We start from the raw sequence: 17,578 nt of genomic DNA, 5'->3' as shown, positions 1-17,578 counted from the left end.
AGCGTGGATCGCGCCACCGTGAAGCTGGCGCGATCCTGCAATGGCGGCGATTACTGGCGCAGGTCGCGGAAGATCGACAGCGGTGTCGGCACGCTGGGTGAGCTGCGCAAGGGGTTGATGTCCAGCCCGCCACGACGGGTGTAACGCGCTTCGACCACCAGCCACTCGGGCGCGCAGCGGAGCAGCACGTCATGGAAGATCCGCTCCACGCATTGCTCATGAAACTCGGCGTGGTCGCGGAAACTCACCAGATAGCGCAGCAGGCCTTCGCGGTCGATCGGCGCGCCGCGGTAGCGCAGCGTGACGCTGGCCCAATCCGGCTGACCGGTGACCGGGCAATTGGATTTGAGCAGGGCCGAGGTCAGCACTTCTTCGGCGACCGGTTGCGCGAGCGCCGACAGATGCGCGGCATTGGGCGGGCCATAGTCGTCGATGCTGACGTCCAGCGTATCGATCGATTCGCCCTCGCCGACCGCATCGATCGGCGGCAGGCCGAATTCCACCGCCACGTCGGCACCGGCGCGCGTGGACAGGTCGGTGGCGATGCGCGTACGCACCGCCTCGGCGCTATTGAAGCGGGTGGCGTTGAGCGAATTGAGATACAGCTTGAGCGACTTGGATTCGATCAATGAAGGGGAATCGCAGGGCACGTGCAAGGTGGCAGTGGCCACGCACGGCTTGCCCTGCGCATCGAGCCAGCTCAGTTCATAGGCATGCCAGCGGTCACGCCCGATGAAGGGCAAGGCCCCGCGCAGGCCGATCGCCTCGCGCCCGGCCGCGCGCGGAATCGGAAACAGCAGCGACGGATCGTAGCCGCTGGGGTAGGCAACCTCACGGCCGAGGGTGGAATCTTCTGGGGTATTCATCGCGCCATTTTAGGCCGGGCGGGCTGGCCGTGAGGTATATGGCAGACGCGGGAGCGCGCTGGCGACAGCAGCAGGCCGCTCCGAGCAGCCCGCCGACCAATGGATCGCCACCGGTCAACGGGAACCGTGCAACTGCACACGATTCCCGATTCCCGATTCAGCCCGCCTGCCCCTGATGCAGGTAATCCAGCGACACCTGCAACAGCGCCCGCAAGCCCACACCCAGCGACGATTCGTCGAGCAGGAACTGCGGCGAATGGTTGCTGGGTGCGGTGGCCGGGTCGATGCCCTTGGCGGTGGAGCCGACGAAGAAGAACATCGACGGCACCTGCTGGGCGTAGAACGAGAAATCTTCCGCGCCCATCTGCAACGGCGGTTCGTAGACATTGTCGGCGCCGACCACGGCCTGCAGGCTGGGCAGCATCTTCGCAGTCAGCGCCGGGTCGTTAACGGTGGCCGGATTGCCGGGCTGGTCCGGTACCTGCGCCTGGACGGTGGCACCGTGGGCGGCGGCGGTGTGCTCGGCCACCGTCTTGAGATCGGCGAAGATCTGCTGGCGCATGCCTTCGTCGAAGGTGCGGATGGTGCCGACCATGTCCACGTCGTCGGGGATGATGTTGTAGCGGATGCCGCCCTTGATCGCGCCAAAGCTCAGCACCGCCGGCTGCTTGGACAGGTTGGCGCGGCGGCTGACCACGGTCTGCGCAGCGCCGATCATGTCGGCACTGGCCACGATCGGGTCGATGCCGTTCCACGGCGCCGAGCCATGCGTCTGGCGGCCGATCATCTTGATCGCGAAGCGGTCCGAGGCCGCCATCAGCGGGCCACTGCGCACGGCGATCTTGCCGGCCTGCACGCTGGAGAACACATGCAGGCCGAACACCGCCTGTGGCTTGAAGTCGGCAAACAGGCCTTCCTTGAGCATCAGTGACGCGCCGCCCTCCTCGTTGCCCGGCGCGCCTTCCTCGGAGGGCTGGAAGATCAGCATCACTTCGCCCGGCAGCTGCTCGCGCATGCCGACCAGCGCCTCGGCCACCCCGAGCAGGATCGCGGTGTGGGCGTCGTGGCCGCAGGCGTGCATCACCCCGACCTGCTCGCCGCGGTACTCGGCAGTGGCCTTGGAGGCGAACGGCAGGCCGGTCTGCTCCTTGACCGGCAAGGCATCCATGTCGGCGCGCAAGGCGATCTTCGGACCCGGCTTGCCGCCCTTGATGATGGCCACCACGCCGTGATGGGCGATGCCGGTGCGCGGCTTGAGGCCGAGCTTGCGCAGCTGCGCGGCCACGGTGGCGGCGGTGCGCTCCTCGCGGTTGGACAGTTCCGGGTGCTGATGGAAGTCGCGGCGCCACTGCACCAGCTTGGTCTGCAACGGCGCGGCGGCGGCCTGCACCTCGGGCCGGGGCGCAGCCTGGGCGGCGGCCAGGGTGGGCAGGGCCAGCAGCAAGGCGCTGGTCAGCAGGCGGGAGTGGCGCATCGGCAATCCTCTGAAGATGGTTGCTTAATGTAGTGCAGGCGCGTGCCCGGCGGGCGGCAGTGGGCTCGATTCAGTCCTGCGGTCAACCGCATCGGCCCTGGCGCGTTGCCGCTGCACTGCATCCGTGAACGCTGCGGTCGTTTCGCCCGGCGAGCCGTTACTTCAGTAACGCTCAATTGCCTGACCGCAACGATATGCTGCGCACAGCCGCCCCACGGTCGCACCAGCGCCCGGCCCGCCATCAGGAGTTGTCGCATGTCGCGTTTTTGGAAGATCACACTGCTGGTCGTAGCGGTGCTCGTCGTGGTGTTCGTCGCCATGCGGATGTTCGGCGGGGGCAACCACGGCAAGCGGGCGGACGCGCCGGACGGCAATGGCACCGAGAACAGCGGCCCGGTGCCGGTCACGGTCGTGGCCGCCACCACCCAGGATGTGCCGGTCTACGCCAGCGCGCTGGGCACGGTGACCGCGCTCAATACGGTCACGGTCAGCCCGCAGGTCGGCGGCCAGCTGATGAGCCTCAACTTCAAGGAAGGCCAGGAAGTGAAGAAGGGCGAGCTGCTGGCGCAGATCGACCCGCGCACCCTGCAGGCCAGCTACGACCAGGCACTGGCGGCCAAGCGCCAGAACCAGGCGCTGCTGGCGACCTCGCGGGTGAACTACCAGCGCTCCAACGACCCGGCCTACAAGCAGTACGTCTCGCGCACAGACCTGGATACTCAGCGTAACCAGGTGGCGCAGTACGAGGCGGCGGTGGCGGCCAACGATGCGCAGATGCGCTCGGCGCAGGTGCAATTGCAGTTCACCCGCGTGACCGCGCCGATCGACGGGATTGCCGGCATCCGCGGCGTGGACGTGGGCAATATCGTCAGCGCCAGCTCCACCATCGTCACCCTGACCCAGATCCGCCCGATCTACGTGTCCTTCAACCTGCCCGAGCGCGAGTTGCAGGCGGTGCGCAGCGGCCAGGCTGCTGCCCCGCTGGACGTGGCGGCGCTGGATCGCGGCGATGCGCACGTGATCAGCGGCGACGGCAAGCTGGAGGTGATCGACAACCGCATCGCCGCCGACAGCGGCACCTTCGGTGCGCGTGCGATCTTCGCCAACACCGACAACGCGTTGTGGCCGGGCCAGTTCGTCAACGTGCGCCTGCAGCTGCGCACCATCTCCGGCGGCACCGTGGTGCCGACCCAGGCCGTGCAGCGCGGCCCGGACGGCGATTACGTCTACGTGGTCGGCAGCGACAACACCGCGCAGATGCGCACCGTGGTGCAGGGCGTGGAAGTGGACGACAGCCATGTGCAGGTCACCAAGGGGCTCAAGCCGGGCGAGCGGGTAGTCACCGAAGGCCAGTTCCGGCTCAAGCCGGGCAGCAAGGTCAGTGCGCTCAAGCCCGGCGAAACCCCGCCGGAGCCGACCGAGGCCGAACTCAAGGCCGCGCAGGACAAGAGCCATGGCGGCGCCGGTGGCCGACGCGGCGGCGGCGGTCCGCGCTAACTCGCGCGCACCGGCGACGGGACTTCCGTCACCGGTGCGCATCGGCGCCATGCGCGCCGGCATCGATTGACGTCTTCAGCAAGGACACCCCCCGTGGGCTTTTCGACCATCTTCATCCGCCGTCCCATCGCCACCTCGTTGTTGATGGCGGGCATCCTGCTGCTGGGCATCCTGGGCTACCGGCAATTGCCGGTCTCGGCGCTGCCGGAAATCGATGCACCCAGCCTGGTGGTCACCACCCAGTATCCCGGCGCCAACGCGACCACCATGGCCTCGCTGGTGACCACGCCGCTGGAGCGCCAGTTCGGGCAGATCTCCGGGCTGCAGATGATGACCTCCGATTCGTCGGCAGGCCTGTCCACGATCATCCTGCAGTTTTCGATGGACCGCGACATCGACATCGCCGCGCAGGATGTTCAGGCGGCGATCCGTCAGGCCACCCTGCCCTCGTCATTGCCGTATCAACCGGTCTACAACCGGGTCAATCCGGCCGACGCGGCGATCCTGACCCTCAAGCTCACCTCCGACTCGCTGCCGCTGCGCGAGGTCAACCGCTATGCCGATGCGATCCTGGCCCAGCGCCTGTCGCAGGTGCCGGGCGTGGGGCTGGTGTCGATCGCCGGCAACGTGCGCCCGGCGGTGCGCATCCAGGTCAATCCGGCGCAGCTGTCGAACATGGGCCTGACCATGGAGTCACTGCGCAGCGCGCTGACCCAGACCAATGTCAGCGCGCCCAAGGGGTCGCTCAACGGCAAGACCCAGTCCTACAGCATCGGCACCAACGACCAGCTCACCGACGCGGCGCAATACCGCGAAACCATCATCAGCTACAGCAATGGCCGCCCGGTGCGGCTGGCCGATGTGGCCAACGTGGTCGACGGCGTGGAGAACGACCAGCTCGCCGCCTGGGCCGACGGCAAGCCGGCGGTGCTGCTGGAAATCCGACGCCAGCCCGGCGCCAACATCGTGCAGACGGTGGAGCAGATCCGCAGCATCCTGCCGCAGCTGCAGTCGGTGCTGCCGGCCGACGTCCACCTGGAGGTGTTCTCCGACCGCACCGAAACCATCCGCGCCTCGGTGCACGAGGTGAAGTTCACCCTGGTGCTGACCATCGCGCTGGTGGTGGGGGTGATCTTCGTGTTCCTGCGCCGGCTGTGGGCCACCATCATTCCCTCGGTGGCGGTGCCGCTGTCGCTGGCCGGCACCTTCGGGGTGATGGCGTTTGCCGGCATGTCGCTGGACAACCTGTCGCTGATGGCGCTGGTGGTGGCGACCGGTTTCGTGGTCGACGATGCGATCGTGATGATCGAGAACATCGTGCGCTACATCGAACAGGGCAAGAGCGGGCGGGAAGCGGCCGAAGAAGGCGCCAGGCAGATCGGCTTCACCGTGCTGTCGCTGACCGTGTCGCTGGTGGCGGTGTTCCTGCCGCTGCTGCTGATGCCGGGCGTGACCGGGCGCCTGTTCCATGAGTTTGCGTGGGTGCTGTCGATTGCGGTGGTGATCTCGATGCTGGTGTCCCTGACGCTGACGCCGATGATGTGCGCCTACCTGCTCAAGCCCGACGCCCTGCCCGAAGGCGAGGACGCGCACGAACGCGCCGCCGCCGCCGGCAAGACCAACCTGTGGACGCGCACCGTGGGCGCCTACGAACGCAGCCTGGACTGGGTGCTGGCGCACCAGCCGCTGACCCTGGCGGTGGCGATCAGCGCAGTGGCGCTGACCGTGGTGCTGTACGTGGCGATCCCCAAGGGCTTGCTGCCCGAGCAGGACACCGGCCTGATCACCGGCGTGGTGCAGGCCGACCAGAACGTGGCGTTCCCGCAGATGGAGCAGCGCACCCAGGCGGTGGCCGCGGCGCTGCAGAAGGACCCGGCGGTGACCGGCGTGGCCGCCTTCATCGGCGCCGGCACCATGAACCCGACCATCAACCAGGGCCAGCTGGCAATCGTGCTGAAGACGCGCGGCGACCGCGAGGGCCTGGACGAGGTGCTGCCGCGCCTGCAAAAGGCGGTGGCCGGCATTCCGGGCGTGGCGCTGTTCCTCAAGCCGGTGCAGGACGTCACCCTGGACACCCGCGTGGCCGCCACCGAATACCAGTATTCGATATCGGACGTGGACAGCAGCGAGCTGGCCACCTGGGCCGGGCGCATGACCGAGGCGATGCGCAAGCTGCCCGAGCTGGCCGACGTGGACAACAACCTGGCCAATCAGGGCCGTGCGCTGGAACTGAGCATCGACCGCGACAAGGCCAGCATGCTCGGCGTGCCGATGCAGACCATCGACGACACGCTGTACGACGCCTTCGGCCAACGCCAGATCTCCACCATCTTCACCGAGCTCAATCAGTACCGGGTGGTGCTGGAAGTGGCGCCGGAATTCCGCAGCAGCACCGCATTGATGAACCAGCTGGCGGTGGCCAGCAACGGCAGCGGCGCGCTGACCGGCACCAATGCGACCAGCTTCGGCCAGCTGACCTCGTCCAATTCGTCCACCGCCACCGGCGTGGGCGCGCAGAACACCGGCATCGTGGTCGGGGCCGGCAGCATCATTCCGCTGGCCGCACTGGCCGAGGCCAAGGTCACCAACACGCCGCTTGTGGTCAGCCACCAGCAGCAGCTGCCGGCGGTCACCATCTCGTTCAATCTGGCACCGGGGCATTCCTTGTCGCAGGCAGTGGCGGCGATCGAGCAGGCGCGCCAGGACCTGAAGATCCCGACCCAGGTGCACGCGCAGTTCGTCGGCAAGGCGGCCGAATTCACCGGCAGCCAGACCGATATCGTGTGGCTGCTGCTGGCCTCGATCGTGGTGATCTATATCGTGCTGGGGGTGCTGTACGAGAGCTACATCCACCCGCTGACGATCATCTCCACGCTGCCGCCGGCCGGCGTCGGCGCGCTGCTGGCACTGATGCTGTGCGGGTTGAGCCTGTCGGTGGACGGCATCGTCGGCATCGTGCTGCTGATCGGCATCGTCAAAAAGAACGCGATCATGATGATCGACTTCGCCATCGACGCCCGCCGCGAAGGCGCCAACGCGCACGAGGCGATCCGCCGCGCCTGCCTGCTGCGCTTCCGCCCGATCATGATGACCACCGCCGCGGCGATGCTGGGCGCGCTGCCGCTGGCCCTGGGCACCGGCATCGGCTCGGAACTGCGCCGTCCGCTCGGCATCGCCATCGTCGGTGGCCTGCTGCTGTCGCAGCTGGTGACGCTGTACACCACGCCGGTGATCTATCTGTACATGGAACGTGCCGGCGAGCGGCTGCGCGACTGGCGCGCGCGCCGTGCTGCACGTCATGGCGATGCAGCTGCGGCTCCAAGCCCGGAGCGCCCGGCATGAGGACCGGTAGCGGTATCGCTGACCGATCCGCTGGCCCGCGGCATCGCCCGCTCGCACGCACGCGTGACAGTCGCTTTGGTTTCGGCTTTGGTTCTGGCCTTTCCCGAATCCCTAATCCCGATTCCCAAATCCCGGCACCACGGCCATGAACATCTCCGCGCCCTTCATCAAGCGCCCGATCGGCACCGCGCTGCTGGCGATCGGTTTGTTCGTGATCGGATTGATGTGCTACCTGCGGCTGGGCGTGGCGGCGTTGCCGAACATCCAGATTCCGGTGATCTTCGTGCACGCCACGCAGTCCGGCGCCGATGCCAGCACCATGGCCTCCACCGTCACCGCCCCACTGGAACGCCACCTGGGCCAGTTGCCCGGCATCGACCGCATGCGCTCCTCCAGTTCGGAGAGCAGCAGCCTGGTGGTGCTGGTGTTCCAGAGCAATCGCAACATCGATTCGGCCGCGCAGGACGTGCAGACCGCGATCAACTCCTCGCAGTCGGACCTGCCGTCCGGGCTCGGCACGCCGATCTATTCGAAAGCCAATCCGAACGACGATCCGGTCATCGCCATCGCGCTGACCTCGGACACGCAATCGGCCGATGAGCTCTACAACGTTGCCGACTCGCTGCTGGCGCAACGGCTGCGCCAGATCACCGGCATCAGTTCGGTCGACATCGCAGGCGCCTCCACGCCGGCGGTCCGCGTGGACGTGGACCTGCGTGCGCTCAACGCGCTGGGCCTGACCCCGGACGACCTGCGCAACGCGGTACGCGCGGCCAACGTCACTTCGCCGACCGGGTTTTTGTCCGACGGCAACACCACCATGGCGATCGTGGCCAACGATTCGGTGTCCAAGGCCGCCGACTTCGCGCAGCTGGCAATCTCCACCCAGTCCAACGGGCGCATCGTGCGGCTGGGCGACGTGGCCACCGTCTACGACGGCCAGCAGGACGCCTACCAGGCGGCCTGGTTCGACGGCAAGCCGGCGGTGGTGATGTATGCCTTCACCCGCGCCGGCGCCAACATCGTCGAAACCGTGGACCAGGTAAAGGCGCAGATTCCGGAGCTGCGCGCCTACCTGCAGCCCGGCACCACGCTGACGCCCTACTTCGACCGCACCCCGACCATCCGCGCCTCGCTGCACGAGGTGCAGGCCACGCTGATGATCAGCCTGGTGATGGTGATCCTGACCATGGCACTGTTCCTGCGCCGCCTGGCGCCGACGCTGATCGCGGCGGTCACCGTGCCGCTGTCGCTGGCCGGCTCGGCGCTGGTGATGTACGTGCTGGGCTTCACCTTGAACAACCTCAGCCTGCTGGCGCTGGTGATCGCCATTGGCTTTGTGGTCGACGATGCGATCGTGGCGATCGAAAACATCATGCGGCATCTGGACGAAGGCATGCCACGCCTGGATGCCGCATTGGCCGGTGCGCGCGAGATCGGCTTCACCATCGTGTCGATCACTGCCTCGCTGGTGGCGGTGTTCATTCCGATGCTGTTTGCCAGCGGCATGATCGGCGCGTTCTTCCGCGAGTTCACCGTGACCCTGGTGGCGGCGATCGTGGTGTCGATGCTGGTGTCGCTGACCCTGACGCCGGCGTTGTGCAGCCGCTTTCTGTCCGCGCACACCGAACCGGAAAAACCTAGCCGTTTCGGCGCCTGGCTGGACCGCTTGCACGAGCGCATGCTCGCGGTGTACACGGTGGCGCTGGATTTCTCGCTACGGCACGCCTTGCTGCTGTCGCTGACGCCGCTGCTGCTGATCGCCGCCACCGTCTTCCTCGGCGGTGCGGTCAAGAAGGGCTCGTTCCCGGCGCAGGACACCGGCCTGATCTGGGGCCGCGCCAATTCCAGCGCGACGGTGTCGTTTGCCGACATGGTCAGCCGCCAGCGCCGCATCACCGACATGTTGATGGCCGACCCGGCGGTGAAGACCGTCGGTGCACGGCTGGGTTCCGGTCGCCAGGGTTCCAGTGCGTCGTTCAACATCGAATTGAAGAAGCGCGACGAAGGCCGCCGCGAGACCACCGCGCAAGTGGTCGCGCGCCTGAGCGCCAAGGCCGACCGTTACCCGGATCTGGATCTGCGTCTGCGCGCGATCCAGGACCTGCCCAGCGACGGCGGTGGCGGCACCAGCCAGGGCGCGCAGTACCGTGTCTCGCTGCAGGGCAACGACCTGGCCCAGCTGCAGGAATGGTTGCCCAAACTGCAGGCCGCGTTGAAGAAGAATCCGCGCCTGCGCGATGTCGGTACCGACGTGGATACCTCGGGCCTGCGCCAGAACATCGTGATCGACCGGGCCAAGGCCGCGCGCCTGGGCATTTCGGTCGGTGCCATCGATGGCGCGCTGTATGGCGCGTTCGGTCAGCGCTCCATTTCCACCATCTATTCGGATCTCAACCAGTACAGCGTGGTGGTCAACGCACTGCCCTCGCAGACGGCAACGCCCAAGGCGCTGGATCAGGTGTTCGTGCCCAACCGCGCCGGCCTGATGGTGCCGATCACCTCCGTCGCCACCCAGGTGCCCGGGCTGGCGCCGCCGCAGATCGTCCACGAAAACCAGTACACCACGATGGATCTGAGCTACAACCTCGCACCGGGCGTGAGCACCGGCGAGGCGGACCTGATCATCAAGTCCACCGTGGAGGGCTTGCGCATGCCCGACGGCATCCGCCTCAGCGGCGACGACAGCTTCAACGTGCAACTCAGCCCCAACTCGATGGGCGTGTTGCTGCTGGCCGCGGTGCTCACCGTCTACATCGTGCTGGGCATGCTGTACGAGAGCCTGATCCACCCGGTGACCATCCTGTCCACGCTGCCGGCCGCCGGCGTCGGCGCGCTGCTGGCGTTGTTCCTCACCAACACGGAGTTGTCGGTGATCTCGATGATCGCGTTGGTGCTGCTGATCGGCATCGTCAAGAAGAACGCGATCATGATGATCGACTTTGCGCTGGTGGCGCAGCGCGTGCACGGCATGGATCCGCGCGCGGCTGCGCGCGAAGCCTCGATCGTGCGCTTCCGCCCGATCATGATGACCACGATGGTGGCGATCCTGGCCGCAGTCCCGCTGGCGGTGGGCCTGGGCGAAGGCTCGGAACTGCGCCGCCCGCTGGGCATCGCGATGATCGGCGGGCTGATCTTCTCGCAGGGCCTGACCCTGCTCAGCACCCCGGCGCTGTACGTGATCTTCTCCTGCCTGAGCGAACGCTGGAAGGCGCGTCGTGCACGCGCGCGTGCACGTCGGGCCGAGCGCGCGGCGGCACGGCGCCCGGCAACCTCGGCGCACTGAGCGTGCTCAAAAGACCGCACCCCGCCAGACGCATGCGGTCTTTGTGTGGGTAACAGATCGGGCTTTTTTTTACCAAGCTCACCGCCATATGGATGGCGCAGGCTTTCTGGTTCCCATCGGTACACGACCACGTTGGCAGGTGCGGTGCCCTCGCCGCTTGCGGGACCGTGTGGCGGCATGGATGCCGCCACCGAACCTACATGGACGTACTTGCGGCGTGTTCCGCAAGTGGTGAGGGCATCGCGCCCTCGACTCACCAAGCTTTTGGCCTGAGCCCACCTGACCGCATCCAGACGCCGCTGCTGAGCGGAATCGTCTGCTTTCCTGGCCTGACGTCGGGAGTGCGCCATCCGAGTCCGCAGCGGCGCACATCCTTGCAATGTGCACCGCGCGATCACGCCACGCCACGGGCGACAGGGCCGGCAGATCGCAGGCCTGCACACGCACGCGCCGCGGCGGGACCGCTACACCAGCAACGCCTGCAGCGACGCCCGTTCCAGCTGTGCGTACAACGCGCACTCATCGTGTACCTGCGCACCCAGCGCCTGTTCGAAGCTGCGCTTGCTCGAATGGGCGGCGTAGGCGCGTTGCTCGGCGCCGCCGAGATTGGACTGGAAGATGCCGGCCGCACTCACCGGGAGGAAGTCTTCATAGATGATCGGATCGGCACTGAGCAGACCGAGCGCAATCGCGGTTTCTGCCGGCAGTGCCGCCACTTGCGCGGGGTCGGCACGTCCGGCCTCGGTCAGCGCGTAGCGGAAATAGCCCAGGCCTTCCTGACGCAGCACGGCTTCGTCGTCGGGAAACGCCACGAACGCGGTCTGCAGGCGCGTGGCGTAATCGACGCCGGTGCTGCCCGCGCCATCGCTGTCGCGGGCCTGCGCCAAGAGCGCGTCATACAGCGCGCGGCCCTTGGGGGTCAGTGCGAGTCCGCGCTGTTCGATCTCGCCGAAGCGTGCGGTATGCGTGCCGTGCTCGGCCTGCCCGCTGTCGCCGACAAAGCGCACCGGCTCTTCCAGGGCCTTGAAGCTGGTCTGGCGCAGCAGGATCGGCACACGCCGACGCGGCGGCCCCTCGATCACCGCCTTGGCATCGATACCGGCGCGCTGCATCTGCGCCTGCGCCGCATCGATATCCAGCGTGCGCGGCGTCAGGTGATTGATATGCGGGCCGTGGAAACTCACCACGTCGGCGATCAGCTTGTGCGCCTGGCTCAACGCGCGGTAGGTCGGCAGCGAGACCGTGGCATCGCCATGCCAGCGGAAGGTTTCCAGCGCTTCGGCCACGAACTGCTGCGCCTGCGCCGCTTCCAGTCCACCATGACGCTCATGCTGTTCGATCAGCTCCAGCGCGGCGGCAGTGAAGATCTGCCGCTGCTCCAGGATTTGCGCCGCCTGCGCACGAAGCGCGGCGTCTTCGATCAATTCCAGCCGCAGCAAGGAGGTGAACACGCGGAATGGATTGGCCGACAGCGCCGCCTCGTCGATCGGGCGGAACGCGGTGGAATGCACCGGCACACCCGCTACCGACAAGTCGTAATACCCCACCGGATGCATGCCCATCACCGCAAACAGCCGCCGCAGCGTGGCCAGTTCCTGCGCCGTGCCGACCCGGATGGCGCCATGCCGTTCCAGATCCAGGCGTGCACGCTCGTCATTGCGCTGCAGGCGCGCGGCCAGGGCCGGATCGGCGCTCAGGGTGTCGGCGTTGACCTGCGCCACCAGCGCCATCAGGTCGCCGTACAACGGCACCTCGGCGCGATACATGTCCGACATCGCCTGCGCGAACAGGCTGCGGATGTGATCGGGGGAGACAAACACGGTATCGCGCATGGGCTGGTCTTGGCAGTGCCGGCCAACGCCGACGTTGCGGCATTCTCGCCGACCGCGCCCCGCGGCGACCAGCTGCACGGCAGCATCGCGTCCGCGCGTTGCCGCGCAGACAGCCGGCCGTAGCACGCCCGACTCCGGCGAAACGCCTTGCGCCGCGTTACAACCCCGCCTGCGCTGCGGCGTCGGCCGCCTCGCTGGCCTCGCGCGCAGCCTCCAGCCGTTGCGCATGATCGCCGAGCTGGCGACGCAGCAGTGCGTCCAGGGTGATCGGCCGTTCCCAGCGGTCGTAGCTGGCGACGATGGCATGCCGCAGCGCGCGCAGATGCGCGTTATCCGGTGCCACCGACAGCCGCGTGATCACACCCTCCCAGCCGTCATGATGGTCGCGCGTGTAGGCGCGCACGCTTTCGCGGCACGACAGCTGCACCGTGTGCGCCCACGCGCAGGCGAAGTAGATGTCGCCGGCATGCCAGCCATGCACCTGCAACAGCGCCTGCACATAGCCGCGCGGGGTCTCGGTATAGCGGGCAACCTCATCGATGAAACTGTCGGGATAGCGCTGCGCATAGCTGCCCATATCGGCAAGATGCTGGTCCACCCACGCATCGCCGGTGCCGGGCATCACCGCCGGCGCAGCCTCCTGCGCCGGGATGCCGGCAGCCGGCGCCGGTACGCCCTGTGCCATTGCCAGCGCCGGAGCCAGAAGGGCAGCCAGCAGTGGCAGCGATCGCAACCGAGGGGAGCGGAAGGCAGGCATGCCCCGATGATGCCGCATGCACGCGCCGGTGTCAGGCCACACGCGTGTCAGCGCAGATCGTAAAAGCCGATGGAATGCACCTCGCGGCAGCCGCTCAGGTCGCAGGAGCCCACGTAACCGGGACCGATGTAACGCTGACGCGCATCGCGGTTGTGCGGGCTGCTGTACGGGTCCGGCCCGTACAGGCCGTTGCCGTAGTAGATCTGCCCATACGGACGGTTGCGCGATGCACCAAACCGTAGCTCACGGCCATAGCCATAACCGCTATAGGCACCGCCGTATCGGGCATCGGAATATCGATCGGCCGAAAACGCGGAAGCGCGATCGCCCGCAGTCGGGCGGGACTGCAATGTCGCGATGCTCTGGCCGTGCGCATCCACATAGCCTTGCTCTCGGTCGAAGCGGACGGTGCGGAAATACACGGTCTCCCCACCCACCTTGCGCGTGCGAAGACGCACATAGTCGCCCGCATCGTCGTAGTACGGCTGCCCGTCGCGAAAGATCACCTCGCTCGGGTTGATGATTTCTTCTTCCAGCTCGGCCGCCGCAAGCGGCGTGGCGCCCACAAGCAGCCCTAGCGCAACGGCCAGCACTGCATGATGGATGACGGACAACATGTTCATGGGCAATCCCTCCAAGGTCGGCCACGCACGCCTGGTGGCCGGAACGTCCTGTTGGCGGGCACTGCGATACGCCCGCATGTTGATTCATAGCATCTGCAAACCGGCGCCTCGGTCACGCCCACCCCTGGCTCCTGCAGCCGACGTGGAAAATCCAGCCACTACCACGGCGGTGCGACGACCTAAGGCGAGTCGATACGGAGCAGGTATCCCAAGCGGCCGCGGCCGCTCCCCATACCCGCAGACGCGTGCCGTGGTGCTCAGCTTAGCGCGTGCTGCCTGGCCAGTGCATCCAGGCCATGCACCGCCGCCGGCCAGCCGGCGGCGTCGGGCACTTCGCGCATGCGCGGTTCGTCGGCGGCCACCCCGTGCTCCTGCTCGTGCGCCCAGGTCACCGCGTACGGGGTGTAGATCCCCCAGCCGCCGATGGCCAGCACCGGCTCCACGTCCGAGCGCAGGGAATTGCCGATCATCACAAAGCGCTGCGCCGGCAGGTCGAACTCGCCCAGCACGCGCGCATAGGTGTGGGGATCCTTTTCGGACACCACCTCCACGCGCGGAAACAGATCGGCCAGACCGGACTGCTCGATCTTCTGCTCCTGGTGGAACAGGTCGCCCTTGGTGATCAGCACCACCGCATAGTCGGCGGCGATCGCGCTGACCGCCTCGCGCACGCCGGCAATCACCTCCACCGGGTGCTGCAGCGTGGCCCGGCCGATTTCGACGATGCGCTGGATGTCGCGTGCGTTGATGCGCGCCTGCGTCAGTTCGATCGCTGTCTCGATCATCGACAGCGTCATGCCCTTGGCGCCGTAGCCGAACACCTTGAGATTGCGCCGCTCCACCGCCAGCAGATGCTGCTGCATGCGGCTGTCGCCCAGATCCAGATACGCAGCCAGGATCGCTTCGAAATCCGCCTCGGCAGTGCGGTAATAGTCCTCGCTTTTCCAGAGGGTATCGTCGCCGTCGAAGCCGACCAGTTGGATCGCCTGGCCGTCGCGCTGTGCAAGAGAGCTCATCGCGACAGTTTAGCAGCGCACTGGAGCGCTGCTGCGATCAATCCCCTGCGGCATCGCCCGGGCCGGGCTGGTAGCTGGCAAATTCGTCGCGCGACAGGCGCCCATCGCCATTGCTGTCGAAGCCGGCGAAATTCTCGCGCAGGACGGGGTCGGCGCCGGCTTCGGCCGGCGTCAATGCACCATCGGCATCGCTGTCCAGGCTGCGGAAGGTGCGTGGCGCCAGCGTGCCGGCTTGTGGCACCAGCGCGGCCTCTGCCCCACCCTTGGCGCCCGATGGCGCGGCAGCGTCGGCCGGTAGCAAGGGCGTGGTGGCAGGCGACGGTGGGTCGATCGGCAACGGCGCCATTACCGGTGCTGTCGGTCCTGCGCTGGAAGACCCCGCACGCGGCGGGTTGGCGGGCGGCAACTCTGGCGGCGCCGCCAGGGCCCCCAGTGGGTTCGACAGGCCGATTAACACGGCAATGCGCGGCAGCATGGGCATGTGCCAAGGAGACGGGCCGGCGAATGTAGCGCGGCGCACGTAAAGAAAACGGGAGCGACCCTGGCAGATCGCTCCCGCGTGTCCATCCTGTTACCTGGTCATGCTGCTATTTGCTCAAGTACATGCTCGAGCCGGGCATCTGACCGCGATGCTGCGGATCGAACCGCTGTTCAAACAACTGCGACTGCGGAAGCTGCCTCCTGGTATCGAAAGAACTGTCAGCAAACGAATTCACTGCGTTGCGTACTCCTTCCTCAGTTGCCCTCAGTTGCCTTGCGACCCGCTTGCCGCGGCGCCGCCCTGCTGCTTGACGACAAACGCCTTGTATTCATCCGGAGTCAGTTTGCCGTTCTTGTCCGAATCGGCGTCATTGAAGATCTGCGCGAGCCCGGCGTTGACCTGGGCCTCTTGCGTGCTGATGGCGCCGTCGCTGTCGGTGTCGACACTCGCCCAGGTCTGGCCGCCGCCGGATTGCGCAGGCTGCGCCGCAGTGGTGGCAGAACTTCCCGACTGGGCCGACGTCGCGGCGGCATCCTGCTGCGTACTCTGCGCCATGGCCGGCAGCGCCAGGGCGGCGGCAAGAGCGGCGGTGGCGGCGAGCAGCGAGGTGCGGTTGCGATTCTTCATTGGGTGGTCTCCTTGGCTTGGGAATGCGCGGTGTCGCCGCACATGGCCCCACCTTACCCAGCCCGAATGAACGTAAAACCCGCTGCAATTTCCTGCAAAACATCCTCTTAACCACCCGCCGAATGTTTGCGTCTAGTCGTCTGTTAGACCTCGGTGAGCCAAACAGAAGCACCGCATTCAATGCATGGAAATATGCGAACCACGCCGCATTTCAGTGCGTAGTTTTACGCGGTCGGCGCCTCGTCGTCCCAGCTGCCGGAGCTGAACAGTTTCCAACCCACCACGACGCCCGCGATCGCCCCGGCCACTTCCAGCACCACGCGCGATCCCAATTCATTCGGATCGTGGATCCTGGCCAGTGCCAGACGCGCGTAGAGCGGCGACTCCAGCCGCACGATGCTGGTATAGACAAGATTCCAGATGTCGTAGCCGCCGCCGATGGCGACCGCGAGCAGACAGGCAATGCCCAGCGTGTGCCCGTGGCTGAAGTGCAGACGCCGGCCGAGGTGCTCGACCGCCGCGAAGACCAGCACGCCCAGCACCAACGCGATCAGGCCAGCCTCCAGTGAACCGAGCAGACCGAAGTGCAGGGGCAGATTCATCGTGACGATCCAGGCAGCAGGCGCATCAGTCTAGCGGTTGCGGTGGATGGATCCCGGCCAAAGCCGCAGGCGCGAGCGGTGATGCGAACGAGGCTGGGCCGGGTGATCCAGCTGCCCGATCCCGCGACACGCCGTGCTCACGCATCGTCCTGCCCGCGCGCACGCACCTGCGCTTCGCCTTCTTCATCCCATTGCACGCTGACCGAGATCGGCTTGCAGCACACCTGGCAATCTTCGATGTAATGCTGGTCGCCGCCGGTCAGATCCAGCGTCAGGGTGATCCACTCCCCGCAATACGGGCAGGCGATATCGACAAAGCGTTCCGGGTCGGACATGGCAATTCCTTGCAGCGGCTTGGAGTGATGGACAACAGGGATAGTGCGGTGCCGCGTCACCGCCTGCGGCGCGTCATTCAGTTGACCGGCACATCGAACGCGGTCTCCGGCATCGGCTCGGGGCGGAACGTGAAGTGCCACCACTCCATCGGATAGTTGGCAAATCCCTCCGCCGCCATCGCATGCAACAACTGCTGGCGGTGGGCACGCTGTACCGGGCTGATGTCGCGCGCATCGGTATGCGCACGCGCATCGAAGAAATCGAACTCGGTGCCCATCTCCACCGGCTGGCATGGGCCGTGCCGGCAGTCCAGCAGCCCCAGGTCCAGCGTTGCGCCGCGGCTATGCCCGGAGGTCTCGGCGATGTAGTCGCCCAGCAGCGCGCGTTTGTCCACGCGCGGGTAGTGCTGCGCCTTGGTCGACTGGTCCTGCAGATCCGCAGCCCAGGCCACGAATGCCTGCACCGCCCGCACCGGCCGGTAGCAATCGAACACCTGCAGTCGATAGCCCTGGGGCTTGAGCGACCGCGCCACCCGCGCCAGGGCCTCCGCGGCCGGACGCAGCAAATAGCAGGTGGGCGCCAGATACCCCGGCACCACGCGCCCGGTGAAGTTGTTGCTGCCCGCATAACGCATGTCCAACACGATTTCCGGCGCGAGGTCTTGCACATTGACCAGACCGGCTTGTGCGGCGGTCGTTGCTGAAGAGATGTGCACCTGGGCGGCTGTGGCAACGCACGGCACCAACGCAATCGACAGCAGGGCACAACAGACCTTGCCCCGAAACCGAGAAGATAATGTCCGTGCCGACTTGATGTGCCTCATCGTTTCTCCTTTGCAA

At 66.8% G+C, this 17,578-nt stretch carries 14 protein-coding genes; 3 read left to right on the top strand and 11 right to left on the bottom strand.

Translation table 11 applies throughout. The features are described 5' to 3' along the window. Positions 1-50 precede the first annotated feature (50 nt). Both queF and EO139_RS18790 read right to left on the bottom strand, forming a co-directional pair. Complete coding sequence (gene queF, locus EO139_RS18795; RefSeq protein ID WP_126971928.1) at positions 51-866, bottom strand: NADPH-dependent 7-cyano-7-deazaguanine reductase QueF; 816 nt, start codon at positions 864-866, stop codon at positions 51-53. Positions 867-1,023: 157 nt separating this feature from the next. Continuing rightward, positions 1,024-2,340 carry a M20 family metallopeptidase gene (locus tag EO139_RS18790; protein ID WP_126971926.1) on the bottom strand — a complete coding sequence of 439 codons (1,317 nt, stop codon included), beginning with the start codon at positions 2,338-2,340 and terminating at the stop codon, positions 1,024-1,026. Positions 2,341-2,595: 255 nt separating this feature from the next. Between EO139_RS18790 and EO139_RS18785 the strand changes: the two genes are divergently transcribed. The 3 genes from EO139_RS18785 to EO139_RS18775 all read left to right on the top strand — a co-directional run bounded on the left by EO139_RS18785 (position 2,596) and on the right by EO139_RS18775 (position 10,465). Next, the gene (locus tag EO139_RS18785) at positions 2,596-3,837 is read left to right on the top strand and encodes an efflux RND transporter periplasmic adaptor subunit (RefSeq protein ID WP_104584104.1); all 1,242 of its coding nucleotides are present in this window, start codon (positions 2,596-2,598) and stop codon (positions 3,835-3,837) included. 93 nt (positions 3,838-3,930) lie between these two features. After that, the gene (locus EO139_RS18780) at positions 3,931-7,179 is read left to right on the top strand and encodes an efflux RND transporter permease subunit (protein WP_126971924.1); all 3,249 of its coding nucleotides are present in this window, start codon (positions 3,931-3,933) and stop codon (positions 7,177-7,179) included. 145 nt (positions 7,180-7,324) lie between these two features. After that, positions 7,325-10,465, top strand: coding sequence for an efflux RND transporter permease subunit (locus tag EO139_RS18775; RefSeq protein WP_126971922.1), 3,141 nt, complete (start codon positions 7,325-7,327; stop codon positions 10,463-10,465). 464 nt (positions 10,466-10,929) lie between these two features. Here the strand turns inward: EO139_RS18775 and EO139_RS18770 are convergent, their stop codons facing one another. The 9 genes from EO139_RS18770 to EO139_RS18730 all read right to left on the bottom strand — a co-directional run bounded on the left by EO139_RS18770 (position 10,930) and on the right by EO139_RS18730 (position 17,562). Then, entirely contained in the window at positions 10,930-12,297 is a 1,368-nt protein-coding gene (locus EO139_RS18770) for a VOC family protein (RefSeq protein WP_126971920.1), read from the bottom strand. A gap of 157 nt (positions 12,298-12,454) precedes the next feature. After that, complete coding sequence (locus EO139_RS18765; protein ID WP_104650075.1) at positions 12,455-13,072, bottom strand: hypothetical protein; 618 nt, start codon at positions 13,070-13,072, stop codon at positions 12,455-12,457. Between the two features lie 29 nt (positions 13,073-13,101). After that, entirely contained in the window at positions 13,102-13,677 is a 576-nt protein-coding gene (locus tag EO139_RS18760) for a hypothetical protein (RefSeq protein WP_119131682.1), read from the bottom strand. A gap of 257 nt (positions 13,678-13,934) precedes the next feature. After that, a complete protein-coding gene (locus EO139_RS18755; RefSeq protein ID WP_115677786.1) occupies positions 13,935-14,693 on the bottom strand; it encodes an HAD family hydrolase in 759 nt (252 codons plus the stop codon). A 37-nt stretch (positions 14,694-14,730) separates the two neighbouring features. Beyond that, positions 14,731-15,138 (bottom strand): EF-hand domain-containing protein, encoded by a 408-nt coding sequence (locus tag EO139_RS18750; protein WP_206515169.1) that lies wholly within the window; start codon positions 15,136-15,138, stop codon positions 14,731-14,733. Between the two features lie 300 nt (positions 15,139-15,438). After that, positions 15,439-15,801 carry an EF-hand domain-containing protein gene (locus tag EO139_RS18745; protein ID WP_104584111.1) on the bottom strand — a complete coding sequence of 121 codons (363 nt, stop codon included), beginning with the start codon at positions 15,799-15,801 and terminating at the stop codon, positions 15,439-15,441. Positions 15,802-16,025: 224 nt separating this feature from the next. Further along, entirely contained in the window at positions 16,026-16,403 is a 378-nt protein-coding gene (locus EO139_RS18740; protein WP_119131680.1) for a hypothetical protein, read from the bottom strand. 137 nt (positions 16,404-16,540) lie between these two features. Then, positions 16,541-16,738, bottom strand: coding sequence for a CPXCG motif-containing cysteine-rich protein (locus EO139_RS18735; RefSeq protein WP_104584113.1), 198 nt, complete (start codon positions 16,736-16,738; stop codon positions 16,541-16,543). A 77-nt stretch (positions 16,739-16,815) separates the two neighbouring features. Beyond that, positions 16,816-17,562: a M15 family metallopeptidase gene (locus EO139_RS18730; RefSeq protein ID WP_206515165.1), complete on the bottom strand. Its 747-nt coding sequence runs from the start codon at positions 17,560-17,562 to the stop codon at positions 16,816-16,818. Positions 17,563-17,578: the final 16 nt, after the last annotated feature.

Source organism: Xanthomonas sp. BRIP62411 (genome assembly GCF_003993525.1).
Taxonomy (GTDB): Bacteria; Pseudomonadota; Gammaproteobacteria; order Xanthomonadales; family Xanthomonadaceae; genus Xanthomonas; species Xanthomonas euroxanthea.
The sequence above is the reverse complement of the archived record's forward strand: the minus strand, read 5'-3'. Positions and strand labels throughout refer to the sequence as shown.